Source organism: Parvibaculum sp., from assembly GCF_046297875.1.
GTDB lineage: Bacteria > Pseudomonadota > Alphaproteobacteria > Parvibaculales > Parvibaculaceae > Parvibaculum.
In genome coordinates this window covers 2,646,640-2,659,371 of the sequence record NZ_JBKBHD010000001.1, presented here as the reverse complement: position 1 = coordinate 2,659,371, position 12,732 = coordinate 2,646,640, and the positions used below count along the sequence as shown (strand labels likewise).

Below are 12,732 nucleotides of genomic sequence, written 5' to 3'. Positions count from 1 at the left end.
CGCCGCGCCTTATGGCGCGTAAGTCAAGCGCGCGGATGCGCGCGCCGGCGCTTGAGGCTAAACAACAATGACCTAACTTGTTTTGGTGGGAGAACCGGCCTAAACAAAAGGCATCTGAACTTTGAAACCGCTCCAGAATACGGAATAAACCATGCTCGGACAGCTCAATCACGTTGCCATCGCCGTGCCGGATATCAAAGCTGCGGCAGAGACTTACCGCCAGAAGTTCAATGCCAAGGTGTCGGATGCCGTGCCCCAGCCGGATCATGGCGTGACGACCGTATTCGTCGATCTCGGCAACACCAAGATCGAGCTGCTGGAACCGCTGGGCGAGGATTCGCCGATTGCCGGTTTCCTTGCGAAGAACCCCAAGGGCGGTATCCATCATATCTGCATCGAGGTGGACGACATCGAAGCCGCCTGCCTGAAGATGAACGACGAAGGCGTCACCATCACCGGCACCGGCAAGCCCAGGATCGGCGCCCACGGCAAGCCCGTCGTCTTCCTGCACCCGAAAGACCTGAACGGCACGCTGGTCGAGCTCGAGCAGGCCTGAGACCGGCATGGACCTCGTATCCGGGCTCGCAATCTATTTTATCGTCTGGTGGCTGACCCTCTTTGCGGTCCTGCCTTGGGGTATCCGCTCGCAGCATGAGAGCGGCGAGGAGATTCCGGCCGGAACCGAGCCCGGCGCCCCCACGCGCCCCGCGCTCCTGAAGAAAATGGCGGTCACCACGGTGATTGCCGCCTTCCTCTGGGCCTTCATCTTCTGGCTCCAGGTCGCCGAGCCCATCGCCTACGAAGACATCCCCTTCATGCCCGATTTCGGCAGCGGCTATAGCGGCTGAACTTCCCGCTCAACGGACAAAAAGCCAAAAAAAAGCAAGGCCAGCTTTCGCGGCCTTGCTGCTTTAGTGTTCCCTCATTTCGCGCCTCCGCGATCCTTGTGGATCGTCGAAGTCAGCGTTCCCTCCCTAAACTTGGGCTGCGCTTATGCGCTTTTCCCCTTTTGTGGAGGGGACTTTAGTAAGCCTGCGGCGACATGTCACGCGGTTTTTTCTACTCCGTGAAATTTTTGCATCATCCGCTTCACACGCGCGCAATGAAATGACCGATGCACCCCTCCGGGCTTGTGTTTCATTGCAGGGCAAGCTTCACGGCGAAGGCCGCCGCAATGAGCGCGATGGCCCAGTTGAGGTCGCGCCAGCGTCCTGAGGCGAGCTTGATCCCGGCATAGGCGATGATGCCGAGCCCGATGCCGCTGGAGATGGAATAGGTGAGGGGAATGGCAAGTGCCGTCACCATCGCAGGTACGGCTTCCGTGATGTCGTCCCACGAGATGTCGGCAAGGCTGCGCGCCATCAGGCAGGCAACGAAGACGAGCGCGGGCGCCGTCGCATAGGCCGGCACCGTGCCTGCAAGCGGCGCGAGGAAAAGGCTCGCTAGAAACAGCACACCCACCGTCACCGCCATAAGCCCCGTGCGGCCTCCCGTCTCGATGCCCGCCGTGCTTTCGATGTAGCTCGTCGTCGTGGAGGTGCCGAGCGCTGCGCCGATTGCCGTCGCCGTCGAATCCGCCACCATCGCCTTGCGCAGCCGTGGCAGCTTGCCGTCTTCATCCACCATGCCCGCGCGTTGGCCCACGCTGACCAGCGTTCCCGTTGTATCGAGGAGGTCGACCAGCAGGAACACGAATATGATGGTCACGAATCCGATCTCGAAGGCGCCGCGAATATTCATCTCGAACAGCGTCGGCGCGAGCGACGGCGGCATGTCCACCACGCCCTGCAGCGGCTGCAATCCGAGCAGCACCGCCGCCGCCGTCACGCCGATGATCGTCAGCATGATCGCTCCTGGCACGCGCCGGAAATAGAGCGCGACCAATGCGACGAACCCCGCCATCGCCAGCAGCGCGCCATGCGCGCCGAGATTGCCAAGCGTCACCAGCGTCACCGGATGAGCCGTGACGATGCCGGCATTCTGCAGCCCGATCAGCGCGAGGAAATATCCAATGCCCGCGCCGATGCCGTATTTCAGCGATCGTGGGATCGCGTTCACGAGCCATTCGCGCAGCGGCGACAGCGACAGCGCAAGAAAGGCAATGCCGGAGAGGAAGACACAACCAAGCGCCAGCCGCCAGTCGCCGCCGAATTGCGGCACGACAGTGAAGGCGAAATAGGCGTTGAGCCCCATCCCCGGCGCGAGCGCCACGGGGTAATTCGCATATAGCCCCATGATGAGCGAGCCGGCCGCCGCCGCGATGCAGGTCGCCACGAACACCGCCCCGAAATCCATCCCCGCTTGCGCCAGGATCGAAGGGTTCACGAAAATGATATAGGCCATGGTGAGGAACGTCGTGATGCCCGCCAATATCTCGGTACGGACAGTTGTCCCGTTCGCCGTGAGCGCGAAAAGACGTTCGAGAATGCCGCTGCTTCCATCGCTCATTTTCGTGCTATCCCCGGTCCCATGTAATATCCCCGCAACAATTCCTTAAAGCCCTCCGGCGCAGGATGGAAGCATGATGAAACGGCTCTTGTCCCTTCTGGTGCTTGTTCTTGCCGCCGCGCCCGCTCACGCCGGGCTCGCCGGCGGTGAGGCCCCGCGTATTGTCGAGATTTCCGAAAAGGACTGCCGCCACATCGCGCCCTATCTGCCGGGCGGGGCGGACTATGTGCCGGGTGTCGCCGCCGACGGCCGCGCCGTCGCACCCGCCGATCTCGATGGAGGCTATGGTTATGGCCGTCGCCCCGTCTATGAATTCGACGCCACGCTCGATCCGCTTGCCGGACGAAACCCTGCTTTCAATTCCGCCACCAAGATGAATGTTGCCCGCATCGCCATCGACATGGGTACGGGCCGCGTCACAATTGACGGTGAAGACGTGACCGGCCTCGACCATTCCCTCGCCGAAGCCTGTGCAAGATTGCATCAGCGGCAGCCGAAATGACCCGCGCCTGACCGGCTTTTGTTGACAGGCCGATCCCCGGCCCGCAGGCTTTCAAGCAGTTTGGGGCCCAGAAGGGGCAAGGAACGTTTTCCATGATGTCACGCTGGCGCAGAGCCGCGTTTGTTGCTGCCTCCGTTTTCCTCGCCGCCATGTTCGGTGCGAGCGCCGTGGCCCATGCGCAGGACGGGCGCTGGCGCATCACCAAGGAGCGCTGGGAGCCGTCCGACGAAAAGGCATGGCAGGATTTCGTGGCCGGTCTCGGCGCTGCCGATTGCTGGACCTTCGACGAGTGCATCAAGAGCCCCGCCAATCCCTATCGCCACACCGACCCGAAGACGCGCTTTTATGTCGACTGCGCCGACATGCCCTATGTGCTGCGCGCCTACTTCGCCTGGAAGAACGGTCTGCCCTTCGCGTGGCAGTCTGCGATGCGCGCCGCCGATGGCGAGAAGGGCGACATCCGGTATTCGCCCTTTGGCAATGTCACGGTCGCGCGCGACTCCGTTCCGCGCACGGCAAACGGTGTGCCGGCCATCCCGGTCCTGCATACGCTCGTCAATGTCGTGTCGACCGCCATGTTCCGCCGCAACTCCATGGCGGACGATCCCGTCATGTTCTCCGATACCTATTCGCCGCGCCTCGACCGGGAATCGATCGTACCCGGCACCGTCACCTATGATGTGAACGGCCATGCCTCGCTTGTCTGGCGTGTGGAAAGCGGCGGCCGCATCCTCATCTTCTCCTCGCACCCGGATCATTCGCTGAGCCGCTCCCATCTCGGCAAGGAGTTCCTGCGCACGGGGCCGGAACTCGGCTCCATCTTCCAGAAGTTCCGTCCGATCGAAGTCGTCGGCGCTACGCGCGCGCCCAACGGTGCGCTGGTCGGCGGCCGCATCGTCGCCGCCTCGAATGACGAGATCCCTGATTTTTCGCTCGAGCAGTATCAGGGCAGCCCGCCCGGTGATCCGCTCCGCTGGGCCTCGGCTTCGTGGAATCACAATGGCGAGGACCACGACTTCTACACCTATCTCCGAGCGCGTCTGTCGGCTGGCGAACTCGAGTATCGCCCGGTCGAGGAACTGCGCGCCATGATGCAGTCGATCTGCTTCGATGTGCGCTCGCGCAAGCAGGCGGTGGATATTTCAATCGGCCGCGGTATCCAGAACATGGACCCGCCGCATCGCCTGCCGGACAATATCTACGGCACGCATGGCGTCTGGGAACTCTATTCCACACCCTCCCGCGACGCCCGCCTCAAGACCGCCTTCAAGGAGATGTACGATCTCGTCGTCGAATTCATCAAGATGGACATGGTGGATGCGCCCCGCCTGAACTACGAAGGCGACGATCTGGCGGGCGATCTCCTTGCTGCCTATTGGGAGCAGAACGCCGCCTGCAACATCTCCTATGTGAATTCGGCAGGCCGCACCGTCCCGCTTTCGCTCGATCACATCATCGGCCGCCTCTACGACCTCTCCTTCGATCCCTATCAATGCGTCGAGCGGCGCTGGGGCGCGAGCGGCGAGGAGCTTTCCACCTGCCGCGACGGCGCCCTCAAGACCCGCTGGTACGAGGCGCAGCGCTTCCTCAGGAACCAGATCGACCGCACCTATGACGTCGATATGGGCTATACGATCGAGGATCTGGAGCGGGGCCCCTGGGGCCTGCGTACGGGCCGCGGCGTGGAAGAGGGCCCCGAGGTCAATGTCCGGGCCTATCTGCAGGGCGTGACGAGCCGCCGCACAGCTAGCGGTGAGATTGCGAATCCGCCCGCGACCCCCTAAAACTGGCCCACATTTGTCATCGCTCCGGCGGGCCCTCAGGGGTGCGCCGCGGGCCGCCCTGCCATCGTTGCGGCGGCCATATTCAGGGTCATCATGCGCCTTTCCAGATACTTCCTGCCCACCCTCAAGGAAAACCCCGCCGAGGCGCAGATCGTCTCCCACCGGCTGATGCTGCGCGCGGGCCTCGTCCGCCAGACGGCCGCCGGAATCTATGCCTGGCTGCCGCTCGGTCTCGCCGTGCTGCGCAATATCGAGAAGATCGTTCGCGAGGAGCAGGCGCGGGCAGGGGCGATCGAACTCCTGATGCCGACGCTGCAATCCGCCGACCTCTGGCGTCAGTCCGGCCGCTTCGACGCCTATGGCCCCGAAATGCTCCGCATCAAGGACCGCCACGAGCGCGACATGCTCTACGGGCCCACAAACGAGGAGATGATCACCGACATCTTCAAGGGCGCCGTGAAATCCTATCGCGACCTGCCGCGCAACCTCTATCATATCCAGTGGAAATTCCGCGATGAGATCCGCCCCCGCTTCGGCGTCATGCGCGGCCGCGAATTCCTGATGAAGGACGGCTATTCCTTCGACCTCGATGTCGACAGCGCGCGCAATGCCTATCGCAAGATGTTCATCGCCTATCTGCGCACCTTTGCGCGGCTGGGTCTGAAGTCGATCCCGATGGCCGCCGACACCGGCCCCATCGGCGGCGACATGAGCCACGAATTCATCATCCTCGCCGAAACCGGCGAGAGCGCCGTCTTCTGCCACCGCGACCTCGTGGACATGCCGGTCCCCGGCGATGACATCGACTATGACGGCGATCTGGAAGCAGCGATCCGCGCCCGCACCGATCTCTATGCCGCCACGGACGAGAAACACGACGAAGCGAAATTCGAGGCCGAAGTCCCCGCCGATAAGCGCCTCTCCGCGCGCGGCATCGAGGTCGGCCACATCTTCTTCTTCGGCACGAAATATTCGCAGGCAATGGGCTGCGTCGTGCAGGGCCCGGACGGCAAGGAAACGCCGCTCCAGATGGGTTCCTACGGTATCGGCGTCTCGCGCCTTGTCGGCGCCATCATCGAGGCAAGCCACGACGAAAACGGCATCGTCTGGCCGGATGCCGTCGCGCCCTTCAAGGTTGGTCTCGTGAATTTGAAGAGCGGTGATGCGGAAACCGATGCCGCCTGCGCCGCGCTTTATGACAAGCTCCAGGCAGCGGGCGTCTCGGTCCTCTATGACGACACGGACGAGCGCGCCGGCGCCAAGTTCTCGAACATGGACCTGATCGGCCTGCCCTGGCAGCTCGTCGTCGGCCCACGCGGTATCAAGTCCGGCACGGTCGAGCTGAAGCGCCGCGCCACCGGCGAAAAGGAAGAACTCTCGCCCGAAGCCGCGCTTGCAAAGATCGCCGGGTAACCGAGGTGGCGAGGGACAACCAGTTTCCGTTTTTCGCTGACGAAAAACGGCAAGGCCGACTGGCCGCCGCGCCTTATGGCGCGTGAGCCAAGCCGCCGGAGGGCGGCGCCGGCGATTGAGGAATAAAAATGACAGAGGCCGCCTACCACCGCGAAAGACGCACCGGCAAGAGCCGCGCCTTCGGTGCTTTCGAATGGCTGCTCGCCATGCGCTATCTGCGTTCGCGCCGCCGCGAAGGCATCGTCTCCGTCATCGCCATCATTTCCTTCCTCGGCATCATGCTCGGTGTCGCCACGCTCATCATCGTCATGTCGGTGATGAACGGTTTTCGCACCGAGCTTCTCTCGCGCATCCTCGGCATCAATGGCCACATGTATGTGCAGGGCATCGGCGTCAACATCACCGATTACGACACGCTCGCCGCCGAATTGCGCAATGTGCCGGGCATCACCGCCGTCTCGCCGCTGGTCGACGGTCAGGTCATGGTGCAAAGCCCCTATAATGCCGGCGGCGCGCTGGTGCGCGGCATGCGCGAGGCCGACCTGAAGTCGATGCCGCTTCTCGCAGACAACATCAAGGAAGGCTCGCTCGACGGGCTCGATGAGTTTGGCGGCGTCGCTGTCGGTTCGCGCATGGCGCAGAATCTCGGTCTCAATCTCGGCGACAACATCACGCTCCTCTCGCCGCGCGGTGCGATCACACCCTTCGGCACGGCGCCAAAGGTCGGCGCCTTTGAAATTCGCGCCATCTTCGAGCTTGGCATGTCGGAATACGATGCGAGCTTCGTCTTCATGCCGCTCGATGAGGCGCGCATGTTCTTCCGCACCAATGAAGGCGTGAGCGCGCTTGAAATCCGCGTGACGAACCCCGACCGCATCAATGATTTCGTCGCCCGCGTGGCCAATGCGGCAGGCCCCTGCTGTCAGGTCACCACATGGCAGCAGCGCCACGAAAGTTTCTTCTCCGCCCTTCAGGTAGAGCGGAACGTGATGTTCCTCATCCTCACGCTCATCCTCATCGTTGCCTCGCTCAACATTATCTCGGGCCTCGTCATGCTGGTGAAGGACAAGGGCAGGGACATAGCTGTGCTGCGGACGATGGGCGCAACGCGCGGCACTGTCATGCGCGTCTTCTTCATTTCCGGCGCGTCGATCGGCGTCATCGGCACCATCGCGGGCTTCCTTCTCGGCCTCGTCTTCTGCCTCAACATCGAGAGCCTGCGGCAATTCCTGTCGAGCCTGTCGGGCACTGAGCTTTTCTCGCCGGAAGTCTATTTCCTGAGCCGCATGCCGGCAGAGGTCGATCCAGGCGAGGTCACGGCCGTCGTGCTGATGGCGCTCTTCCTCTCCTTCGCGGCCACGCTCTATCCCGCCTGGCGCGCCGCCTCGCTCGATCCGGTGGAGGCGCTTCGCTATGAGTGATGACATGCATGACGACGCGGCCGTGCTGAGCCTGCGCGGCATCACCCGCACCTATATGCAGGGCGAAGAGGAACTGCGCATCTTCGCCGGCGCCGATCTCGACATCTGGCCGGGCCAGATCGTCGCGCTGGTCGGCCCCTCGGGCGCGGGCAAGTCCTCGCTCCTCCATATCGCGGGCCTCCTCGAAGCGCCCAACGCGGGCGAGGTCTGGATCGGCGGCCGCGATTGCGTGGCGCTTTCCGATGCGCGTCGCACCGCCGTGCGCCGCTCCGAAGTCGGCTTCGTCTATCAGTTCCACAATCTCCTGCCCGAATTCTCGGCGGTAGAAAATGTCATCCTGCCGCAGATGATCGCGGGTGTGTCGCGCCGCGAGGCGCGCGGCTTTGCGATGGACCTCCTCACCCGCATGGGCCTTGCCGAACGCGCCGAGCATCGTCCGGCGGAACTGTCGGGCGGCGAGCAGCAGCGCGTCGCTATTGCCCGCGCGCTTGCAAACCGCCCCGGCATCCTCCTTGCCGATGAACCGACCGGCAATCTCGACCCCAAGACCGCCCGCATGGTCTTCGGCGAACTTCTGAACATCTGCCGCTCCGAAGGCGTCGCCGCCCTCATCGCGACCCACAATCTCGACCTCGCCAGCCACATGGACCGCGTCGTCCTCCTCCATGAAGGCATCCTCCACGAAGGCACCGACATAGCGGCGGCCTACCAGAGCCTTTGAGGACTCCATCTCTGATCTGGCATGATTAGAAAGATCGTCATGGCCCGGCTTGGCCGGGCCATCCACGTCTTTCTTGCTTTCACGGATTGCCACCTGCGCCGTGAACGGCCCGAATAAATCGGGCCGTGACGTCGTCTGTTGAATGGATGAGGTGAGTGTGCCTCCACCCGCTGGAAGGTTTATCCTGCACGCCTGACAGGAGACGCCCCATGCACACCCGCCGCACATTCCTTCTCTCCGCCCTTGCCGCCACCGCACTCGCGGCTACCGGCCTCCCGGCCCATGCCACGACCGAAACGCTCGACGTCTACAAGACCCCCTGGTGCGGTTGCTGCACCGCATGGGTCGATCACATGCGCGAGGCGGGCTTTGCCGTCCGCGTGACCGAGCTCGACGATCTCGAACCCCTGAAATCCGCCCACGGCATCCCGGCGGAGCTCGCCTCCTGCCATACGGCCCTGATCGGCGGCTTTGCCATCGAGGGCCATGTCCCCGCGGCCGATGTCATCCGCCTCCTGAAGGAGCGCCCGGCCGCGGCGGGCCTTGCCGTCCCCGGCATGCCCATGGGTTCGCCTGGCATGGAAATGGACGGGCACACCGAGCCCTACTATGTCGTCCTCTTCGGCCCCGGCACCCGAACCGTCTTCGCCCGCTACTGACCGCCCGTTCGGCCTCCGCATATTTTATGGGCTTGGCCTCCTTGACAAATGAGAACGAAACGACAACATACAAATCAGAACATTTAGCGAACATATCTGGAGGGCTTCGATATGCGTGCGATCTGGAACAGGGCTTCTGAAGGCGAAACGCGGGAATGGGTGAAGGATGTCGCGGGGCTGATCTCTATCGGCGCCTTCCTCTGGGCCGCGACCACCTGGCTCCACATCGCCGAGGTCATGGTCGGCTGAAGCGGCGGGCATTGTTGTCCACAGCTTTGATGGCCTCAGGCGCGGCACCGTCCGTGACTCTGTGGCTCCCGCGCCCGACAATGACGCATGGCCGATTCAATGCCCCAGTTCATCCATCTCCGTCTCCACTCCGCCTATTCGCTCCTCGAGGGCGCGATCAGGATCAAGGAGCTGCCCAAGCTCTGCAAGGCGGATGGCATGCCGGCGGTGGCGCTCACCGACACGGGCAATCTTTTCGGCGCGCTCGAATTTTCCGAAGTCATGGCCGAGGCGGGCATCCAGCCCATCACCGGCTGCACGCTCCCCATTCGCCTCGATGAGCCGGAAGAGCCCTCGCGCGGGCCCGCCCGGCGCGACCCGCATGGCGTCCTCGCGCTGCTGGTGAAGGATGAGCAGGGCTACCAGAACCTCATGAAGCTCTCGAGCCTCGCCTTCCTTGAGCCCGATGCGGGCGAGGCGGCGCAGGTCTCGCTCGCCCGCCTCGCGGAGTTTGGCGAAGGTCTCATCTGCCTCACCGGCGGGCCGGACGGTGTCGTGAACCGCCTCCTTGAGCAGGGCCAGAAGGACGCCGCCGAGGCGCTTCTCCTCAAGCTGAAATCGGTCTTCGGCGACCGCCTCTATGTCGAGCTGCAGCGCCACGACATGGCGTCCGAGCGCCAGACCGAAGGCCCGCTGGTCGATTTCGCCTACGCGCACGACATTCCGCTCGTCGCCACCAACGAGCCCTATTTCACCAAGGAAGAGGAATATGAGGCGCATGACGCGCTGATCTGCATCGCGGGCGGCGCCTATGTCGTGCAGGCTGACCGCCGCCGCCTGACCCCCGAGCACCGCTTCAAGACGCAGGCCGAAATGCTTGCGCTCTTTGCCGACCTGCCGGAAGCGACAGCGAACACCATCGAGATTGCGCGCCGCTGCGCCTGCCGCCCGCGCACCCGCAAACCCATCCTGCCGAAATTCGCCGCCGGCACCTCGGAGGCCGACGAGCTTCGCCGTCAGGCCCATGAAGGTCTCACCGCGCGCCTCGCCGCCGCCGAGGCTGTCGCGCCGGAAGAGGAATACCGCCAGCGTCTCGACTTCGAGCTCGACGTCATCATCAAGATGGACTTCCCCGGCTATTTCCTCATCGTTGCCGACTTCATCAAATGGGCGAAGTCGCATGACATTCCGGTCGGGCCGGGCCGCGGTTCGGGCGCGGGCTCCGTCGTCGCCTGGGCGCTCACCATCACCGATCTCGATCCTCTCCGCTTCGGGCTCCTCTTCGAACGCTTCCTGAACCCTGAGCGCGTCTCGATGCCGGACTTCGATATCGACTTCTGTCAGGACCGCCGCGACGAGGTGATCCGCTATGTGCAGGATCGCTACGGCTACGAGCAGGTTGCGCAGATCATCACCTTCGGAAAGCTGCAGGCCCGAGCCGTTCTGCGCGACGTCGGCCGCGTCTTGCAGATGCCCTACGGCCAGGTCGACCGGCTCTGCAAGATGGTGCCGAACAATCCGGCGAACCCTGTCACGCTCGCCCAGGCGATCGAGGGCGAGCCGCGCCTGCAGGAAGAACAGCGCAACGACGAAACCGTCGCCCGCCTGCTCGAGATCGGTGGCCGCCTCGAAGGGCTTTATCGTCACGCCTCGACTCATGCCGCCGGTGTCGTGATCGGCGACCGCCCGCTGGACGAGCTTGTACCGCTTTACCGCGACCCGCGCTCCGACATGCCGGTCACCCAGTTCAACATGAAATGGGTGGAGCCTGCCGGCCTCGTGAAGTTCGACTTTCTGGGGTTGAAGACGCTCACCGTGCTTGACCGCGCGGTGAAGCTCGTCGCCCGCCGCGACATTCCGGTCGACCTGCTGCAACTGCCGCTTGAGGACAAGAAGACCTTCGACATGCTTGGCCGCGGCGAAACGGTCGGCGTGTTCCAGCTTGAAAGTTCGGGCATGCGCGACGTGCTGCGCAAGCTCGAGGCCGACCGCTTCGAGGACATCATCGCTCTCGTCGCGCTTTATCGTCCCGGCCCGATGGACAACATCCCGTCCTATGTCCGCCGCAAGCACGGGCAGGAAGCGCCGGACTATCTGCACCCGATGCTCGAACCCGTCCTGAAGGAGACGCATGGCGTCATCATCTATCAGGAACAGGTGATGCAGATTGCTCAGATCCTGTCGGGCTACTCGCTCGGCGAAGCCGATCTTCTGCGCCGCGCCATGGGCAAGAAGATCAAGGCGGAAATGGAAGCGCAGAAGGAACGCTTCGTCACCGGCGCCGTCGCCAAGGGTATCGACAAGGCGCAGGCATCCACCATCTTCGAGCTGGTGGACAAGTTCGCGGGCTACGGCTTCAACAAGTCGCATGCCGCGGCCTATGCGCTTGTCGCCTACCAGACGGCCTGGCTCAAGGCGAACCATCCGGTCGAGTTCCTCGCCGCATCGATGAGCCTCGATCTCGGCAACACCGACAAGCTCGGCATCTTCAAGCAGGAGGCCGAGCGCCTCGGCATCAAGGTGCGCCCGCCCTGCGTCAATCGTTCGGAGGCGCTGTTCGGCGTCGCCAATGGCGAAATCCTCTATGCGCTCGCCGCCATCAAGAATGTCGGCCTGCAGGCGATGGAGCACATCGTCGAGGTTCGCCGCGAAGGCGGACCGTTCCGCGACCTGCTCGATTTCGCCCGCCGCATCAATCCGCGCATGGTGAACAAGCGTGCGCTGGAAAACCTTGCCCGCGCCGGTGCCTTCGATGCGCTGAAACCGAACCGGGCCCAGGTGCTTGCCGCCGTCGACATGATGCTCGGCACGGCCAATGCCGCGATCCGCGAGCAGGAGAGCCAGCAAGGCGGCCTGTTCGGCGAGGAGAGCGGCACCGCCGCCGCCGGCCCGCCGCTTCCCGCCGCCGAGCCCTGGATGCCGATGCAGCGCCTGACGGAAGAATTCAATGCCGTTGGCTTCTACCTCTCCGGTCATCCGCTGGACGATTACCAGACCGATCTGAAACGCGCCGGCGTCGTCACCTATGCCGAGCTGCTTGCGCGCGGCAATCGCGCCGAACTCATCGCGGGCACTGTCACGGCGCTCCAGCAGCGCAAGTCGAAGAAGGGCAACCCCTTCGCTTTCCTCAGCTTGTCCGACCCGACCGGCCAGTTCGAACTTGTCGTATTCTCCGAAGCCCTCTCGCAATACCGCCACCTCATGGAGCCGGGCAATGCCATCGTCATCGGCGTCGAGATTGACCGCATAGGCGAGGAGGTAAAGCTCCGCGCCCAGTCCGTCCGCTCTGTCGACGAGGCGGTGAAGGATACCGGCGCGGGGCTCCGCATCTTCATCGATGACGCCGCACCTCTCGCCACGGTGAAGTCCCGCCTCACCGAAAAGGGCAAGGGCCTCGTCTCTCTCGTCCTGATGGGTGAAGGGGGCAGGGAGGTCGAGCTGCGCCTCAAGGAGCGTTTCCGCGTCACCCCGCAGATCCGCGGCGCCATCAAGGCCGTCCCCGGCGTGGTCGATATACGGGAGATTTGAAGATCGGCACCGCCGGGACTAACAGCCC

General features: G+C 63.7%; 11 protein-coding genes. 10 read left to right on the top strand and 1 reads right to left on the bottom strand.

Features of this window, described 5'->3' with window-relative positions; all coding sequences use genetic code 11:
* Window positions 1-151 precede the first annotated feature (151 nt).
* Window positions 152-556, top strand: a complete 405-nt coding sequence (gene mce, locus ACK4FH_RS13210; protein ID WP_409814476.1) for a methylmalonyl-CoA epimerase — start codon at window positions 152-154, stop codon at window positions 554-556.
* Between the two features lie 7 nt (window positions 557-563).
* Window positions 564-848 carry a DUF1467 family protein gene (locus ACK4FH_RS13205; RefSeq protein ID WP_409814473.1) on the top strand — a complete coding sequence of 95 codons (285 nt, stop codon included), beginning with the start codon at window positions 564-566 and terminating at the stop codon, window positions 846-848.
* A gap of 289 nt (window positions 849-1,137) precedes the next feature.
* Here the strand turns inward: ACK4FH_RS13205 and ACK4FH_RS13200 are convergent, their stop codons facing one another.
* Entirely contained in the window at window positions 1,138-2,448 is a 1,311-nt protein-coding gene (locus tag ACK4FH_RS13200) for an NCS2 family permease (protein ID WP_409814470.1), read from the bottom strand.
* A 73-nt stretch (window positions 2,449-2,521) separates the two neighbouring features.
* Here ACK4FH_RS13200 and ACK4FH_RS13195 point away from each other — a divergent pair, with 73 nt between their 5' ends.
* The 8 genes from ACK4FH_RS13195 (at window position 2,522) to dnaE (ending at window position 12,704) form a co-directional block, all read left to right on the top strand.
* Entirely contained in the window at window positions 2,522-2,950 is a 429-nt protein-coding gene (locus ACK4FH_RS13195; RefSeq protein WP_409814467.1) for a hypothetical protein, read from the top strand.
* Between the two features lie 92 nt (window positions 2,951-3,042).
* Window positions 3,043-4,734 carry a hypothetical protein gene (locus ACK4FH_RS13190; protein WP_409814466.1) on the top strand — a complete coding sequence of 564 codons (1,692 nt, stop codon included), beginning with the start codon at window positions 3,043-3,045 and terminating at the stop codon, window positions 4,732-4,734.
* Window positions 4,735-4,827: 93 nt separating this feature from the next.
* Complete coding sequence (gene proS / locus ACK4FH_RS13185; RefSeq protein WP_409814463.1) at window positions 4,828-6,147, top strand: proline--tRNA ligase; 1,320 nt, start codon at window positions 4,828-4,830, stop codon at window positions 6,145-6,147.
* Window positions 6,148-6,275: 128 nt separating this feature from the next.
* Window positions 6,276-7,568 carry a lipoprotein-releasing ABC transporter permease subunit gene (locus ACK4FH_RS13180; RefSeq protein WP_409814461.1) on the top strand — a complete coding sequence of 431 codons (1,293 nt, stop codon included), beginning with the start codon at window positions 6,276-6,278 and terminating at the stop codon, window positions 7,566-7,568.
* A complete protein-coding gene (locus ACK4FH_RS13175) occupies window positions 7,561-8,289 on the top strand; it encodes an ABC transporter ATP-binding protein (protein ID WP_409814457.1) in 729 nt (242 codons plus the stop codon). The genes ACK4FH_RS13180 and ACK4FH_RS13175 overlap by 8 nt, the downstream gene beginning before the upstream one ends.
* Before the next feature lie 209 nt (window positions 8,290-8,498).
* Entirely contained in the window at window positions 8,499-8,948 is a 450-nt protein-coding gene (locus tag ACK4FH_RS13170; RefSeq protein ID WP_409814454.1) for a DUF411 domain-containing protein, read from the top strand.
* Between the two features lie 111 nt (window positions 8,949-9,059).
* A complete protein-coding gene (locus tag ACK4FH_RS13165; protein WP_409814451.1) occupies window positions 9,060-9,197 on the top strand; it encodes a hypothetical protein in 138 nt (45 codons plus the stop codon).
* A gap of 99 nt (window positions 9,198-9,296) precedes the next feature.
* Window positions 9,297-12,704: a DNA polymerase III subunit alpha gene (dnaE, locus tag ACK4FH_RS13160; RefSeq protein ID WP_409814449.1), complete on the top strand. Its 3,408-nt coding sequence runs from the start codon at window positions 9,297-9,299 to the stop codon at window positions 12,702-12,704.
* Window positions 12,705-12,732 lie beyond the last annotated feature (28 nt).

Excerpts from the sequence above, each read along its gene's own strand:
- mce (WP_409814476.1), top strand. The coding sequence starts at position 152 with ATGCTCGGACAGCTCAATCACGTTGCCATCGCCGTGCCGGATATCAAA.
- ACK4FH_RS13190 (WP_409814466.1), top strand. The coding sequence starts at position 3,043 with ATGATGTCACGCTGGCGCAGAGCCGCGTTTGTTGCTGCCTCCGTTTTC.
- ACK4FH_RS13205 (WP_409814473.1), top strand. The coding sequence starts at position 564 with ATGGACCTCGTATCCGGGCTCGCAATCTATTTTATCGTCTGGTGGCTG.
- ACK4FH_RS13180 (WP_409814461.1), top strand. The coding sequence starts at position 6,276 with ATGACAGAGGCCGCCTACCACCGCGAAAGACGCACCGGCAAGAGCCGC.
- ACK4FH_RS13175 (WP_409814457.1), top strand. The coding sequence starts at position 7,561 with ATGAGTGATGACATGCATGACGACGCGGCCGTGCTGAGCCTGCGCGGC.
- ACK4FH_RS13195 (WP_409814467.1), top strand. The coding sequence starts at position 2,522 with ATGATGAAACGGCTCTTGTCCCTTCTGGTGCTTGTTCTTGCCGCCGCG.
- ACK4FH_RS13200 (WP_409814470.1), bottom strand. The coding sequence starts at position 2,448 with ATGAGCGATGGAAGCAGCGGCATTCTCGAACGTCTTTTCGCGCTCACG.
- dnaE (WP_409814449.1), top strand. The coding sequence starts at position 9,297 with ATGCCCCAGTTCATCCATCTCCGTCTCCACTCCGCCTATTCGCTCCTC.
- proS (WP_409814463.1), top strand. The coding sequence starts at position 4,828 with ATGCGCCTTTCCAGATACTTCCTGCCCACCCTCAAGGAAAACCCCGCC.
- ACK4FH_RS13165 (WP_409814451.1), top strand. The coding sequence starts at position 9,060 with ATGCGTGCGATCTGGAACAGGGCTTCTGAAGGCGAAACGCGGGAATGG.
- ACK4FH_RS13170 (WP_409814454.1), top strand. The coding sequence starts at position 8,499 with ATGCACACCCGCCGCACATTCCTTCTCTCCGCCCTTGCCGCCACCGCA.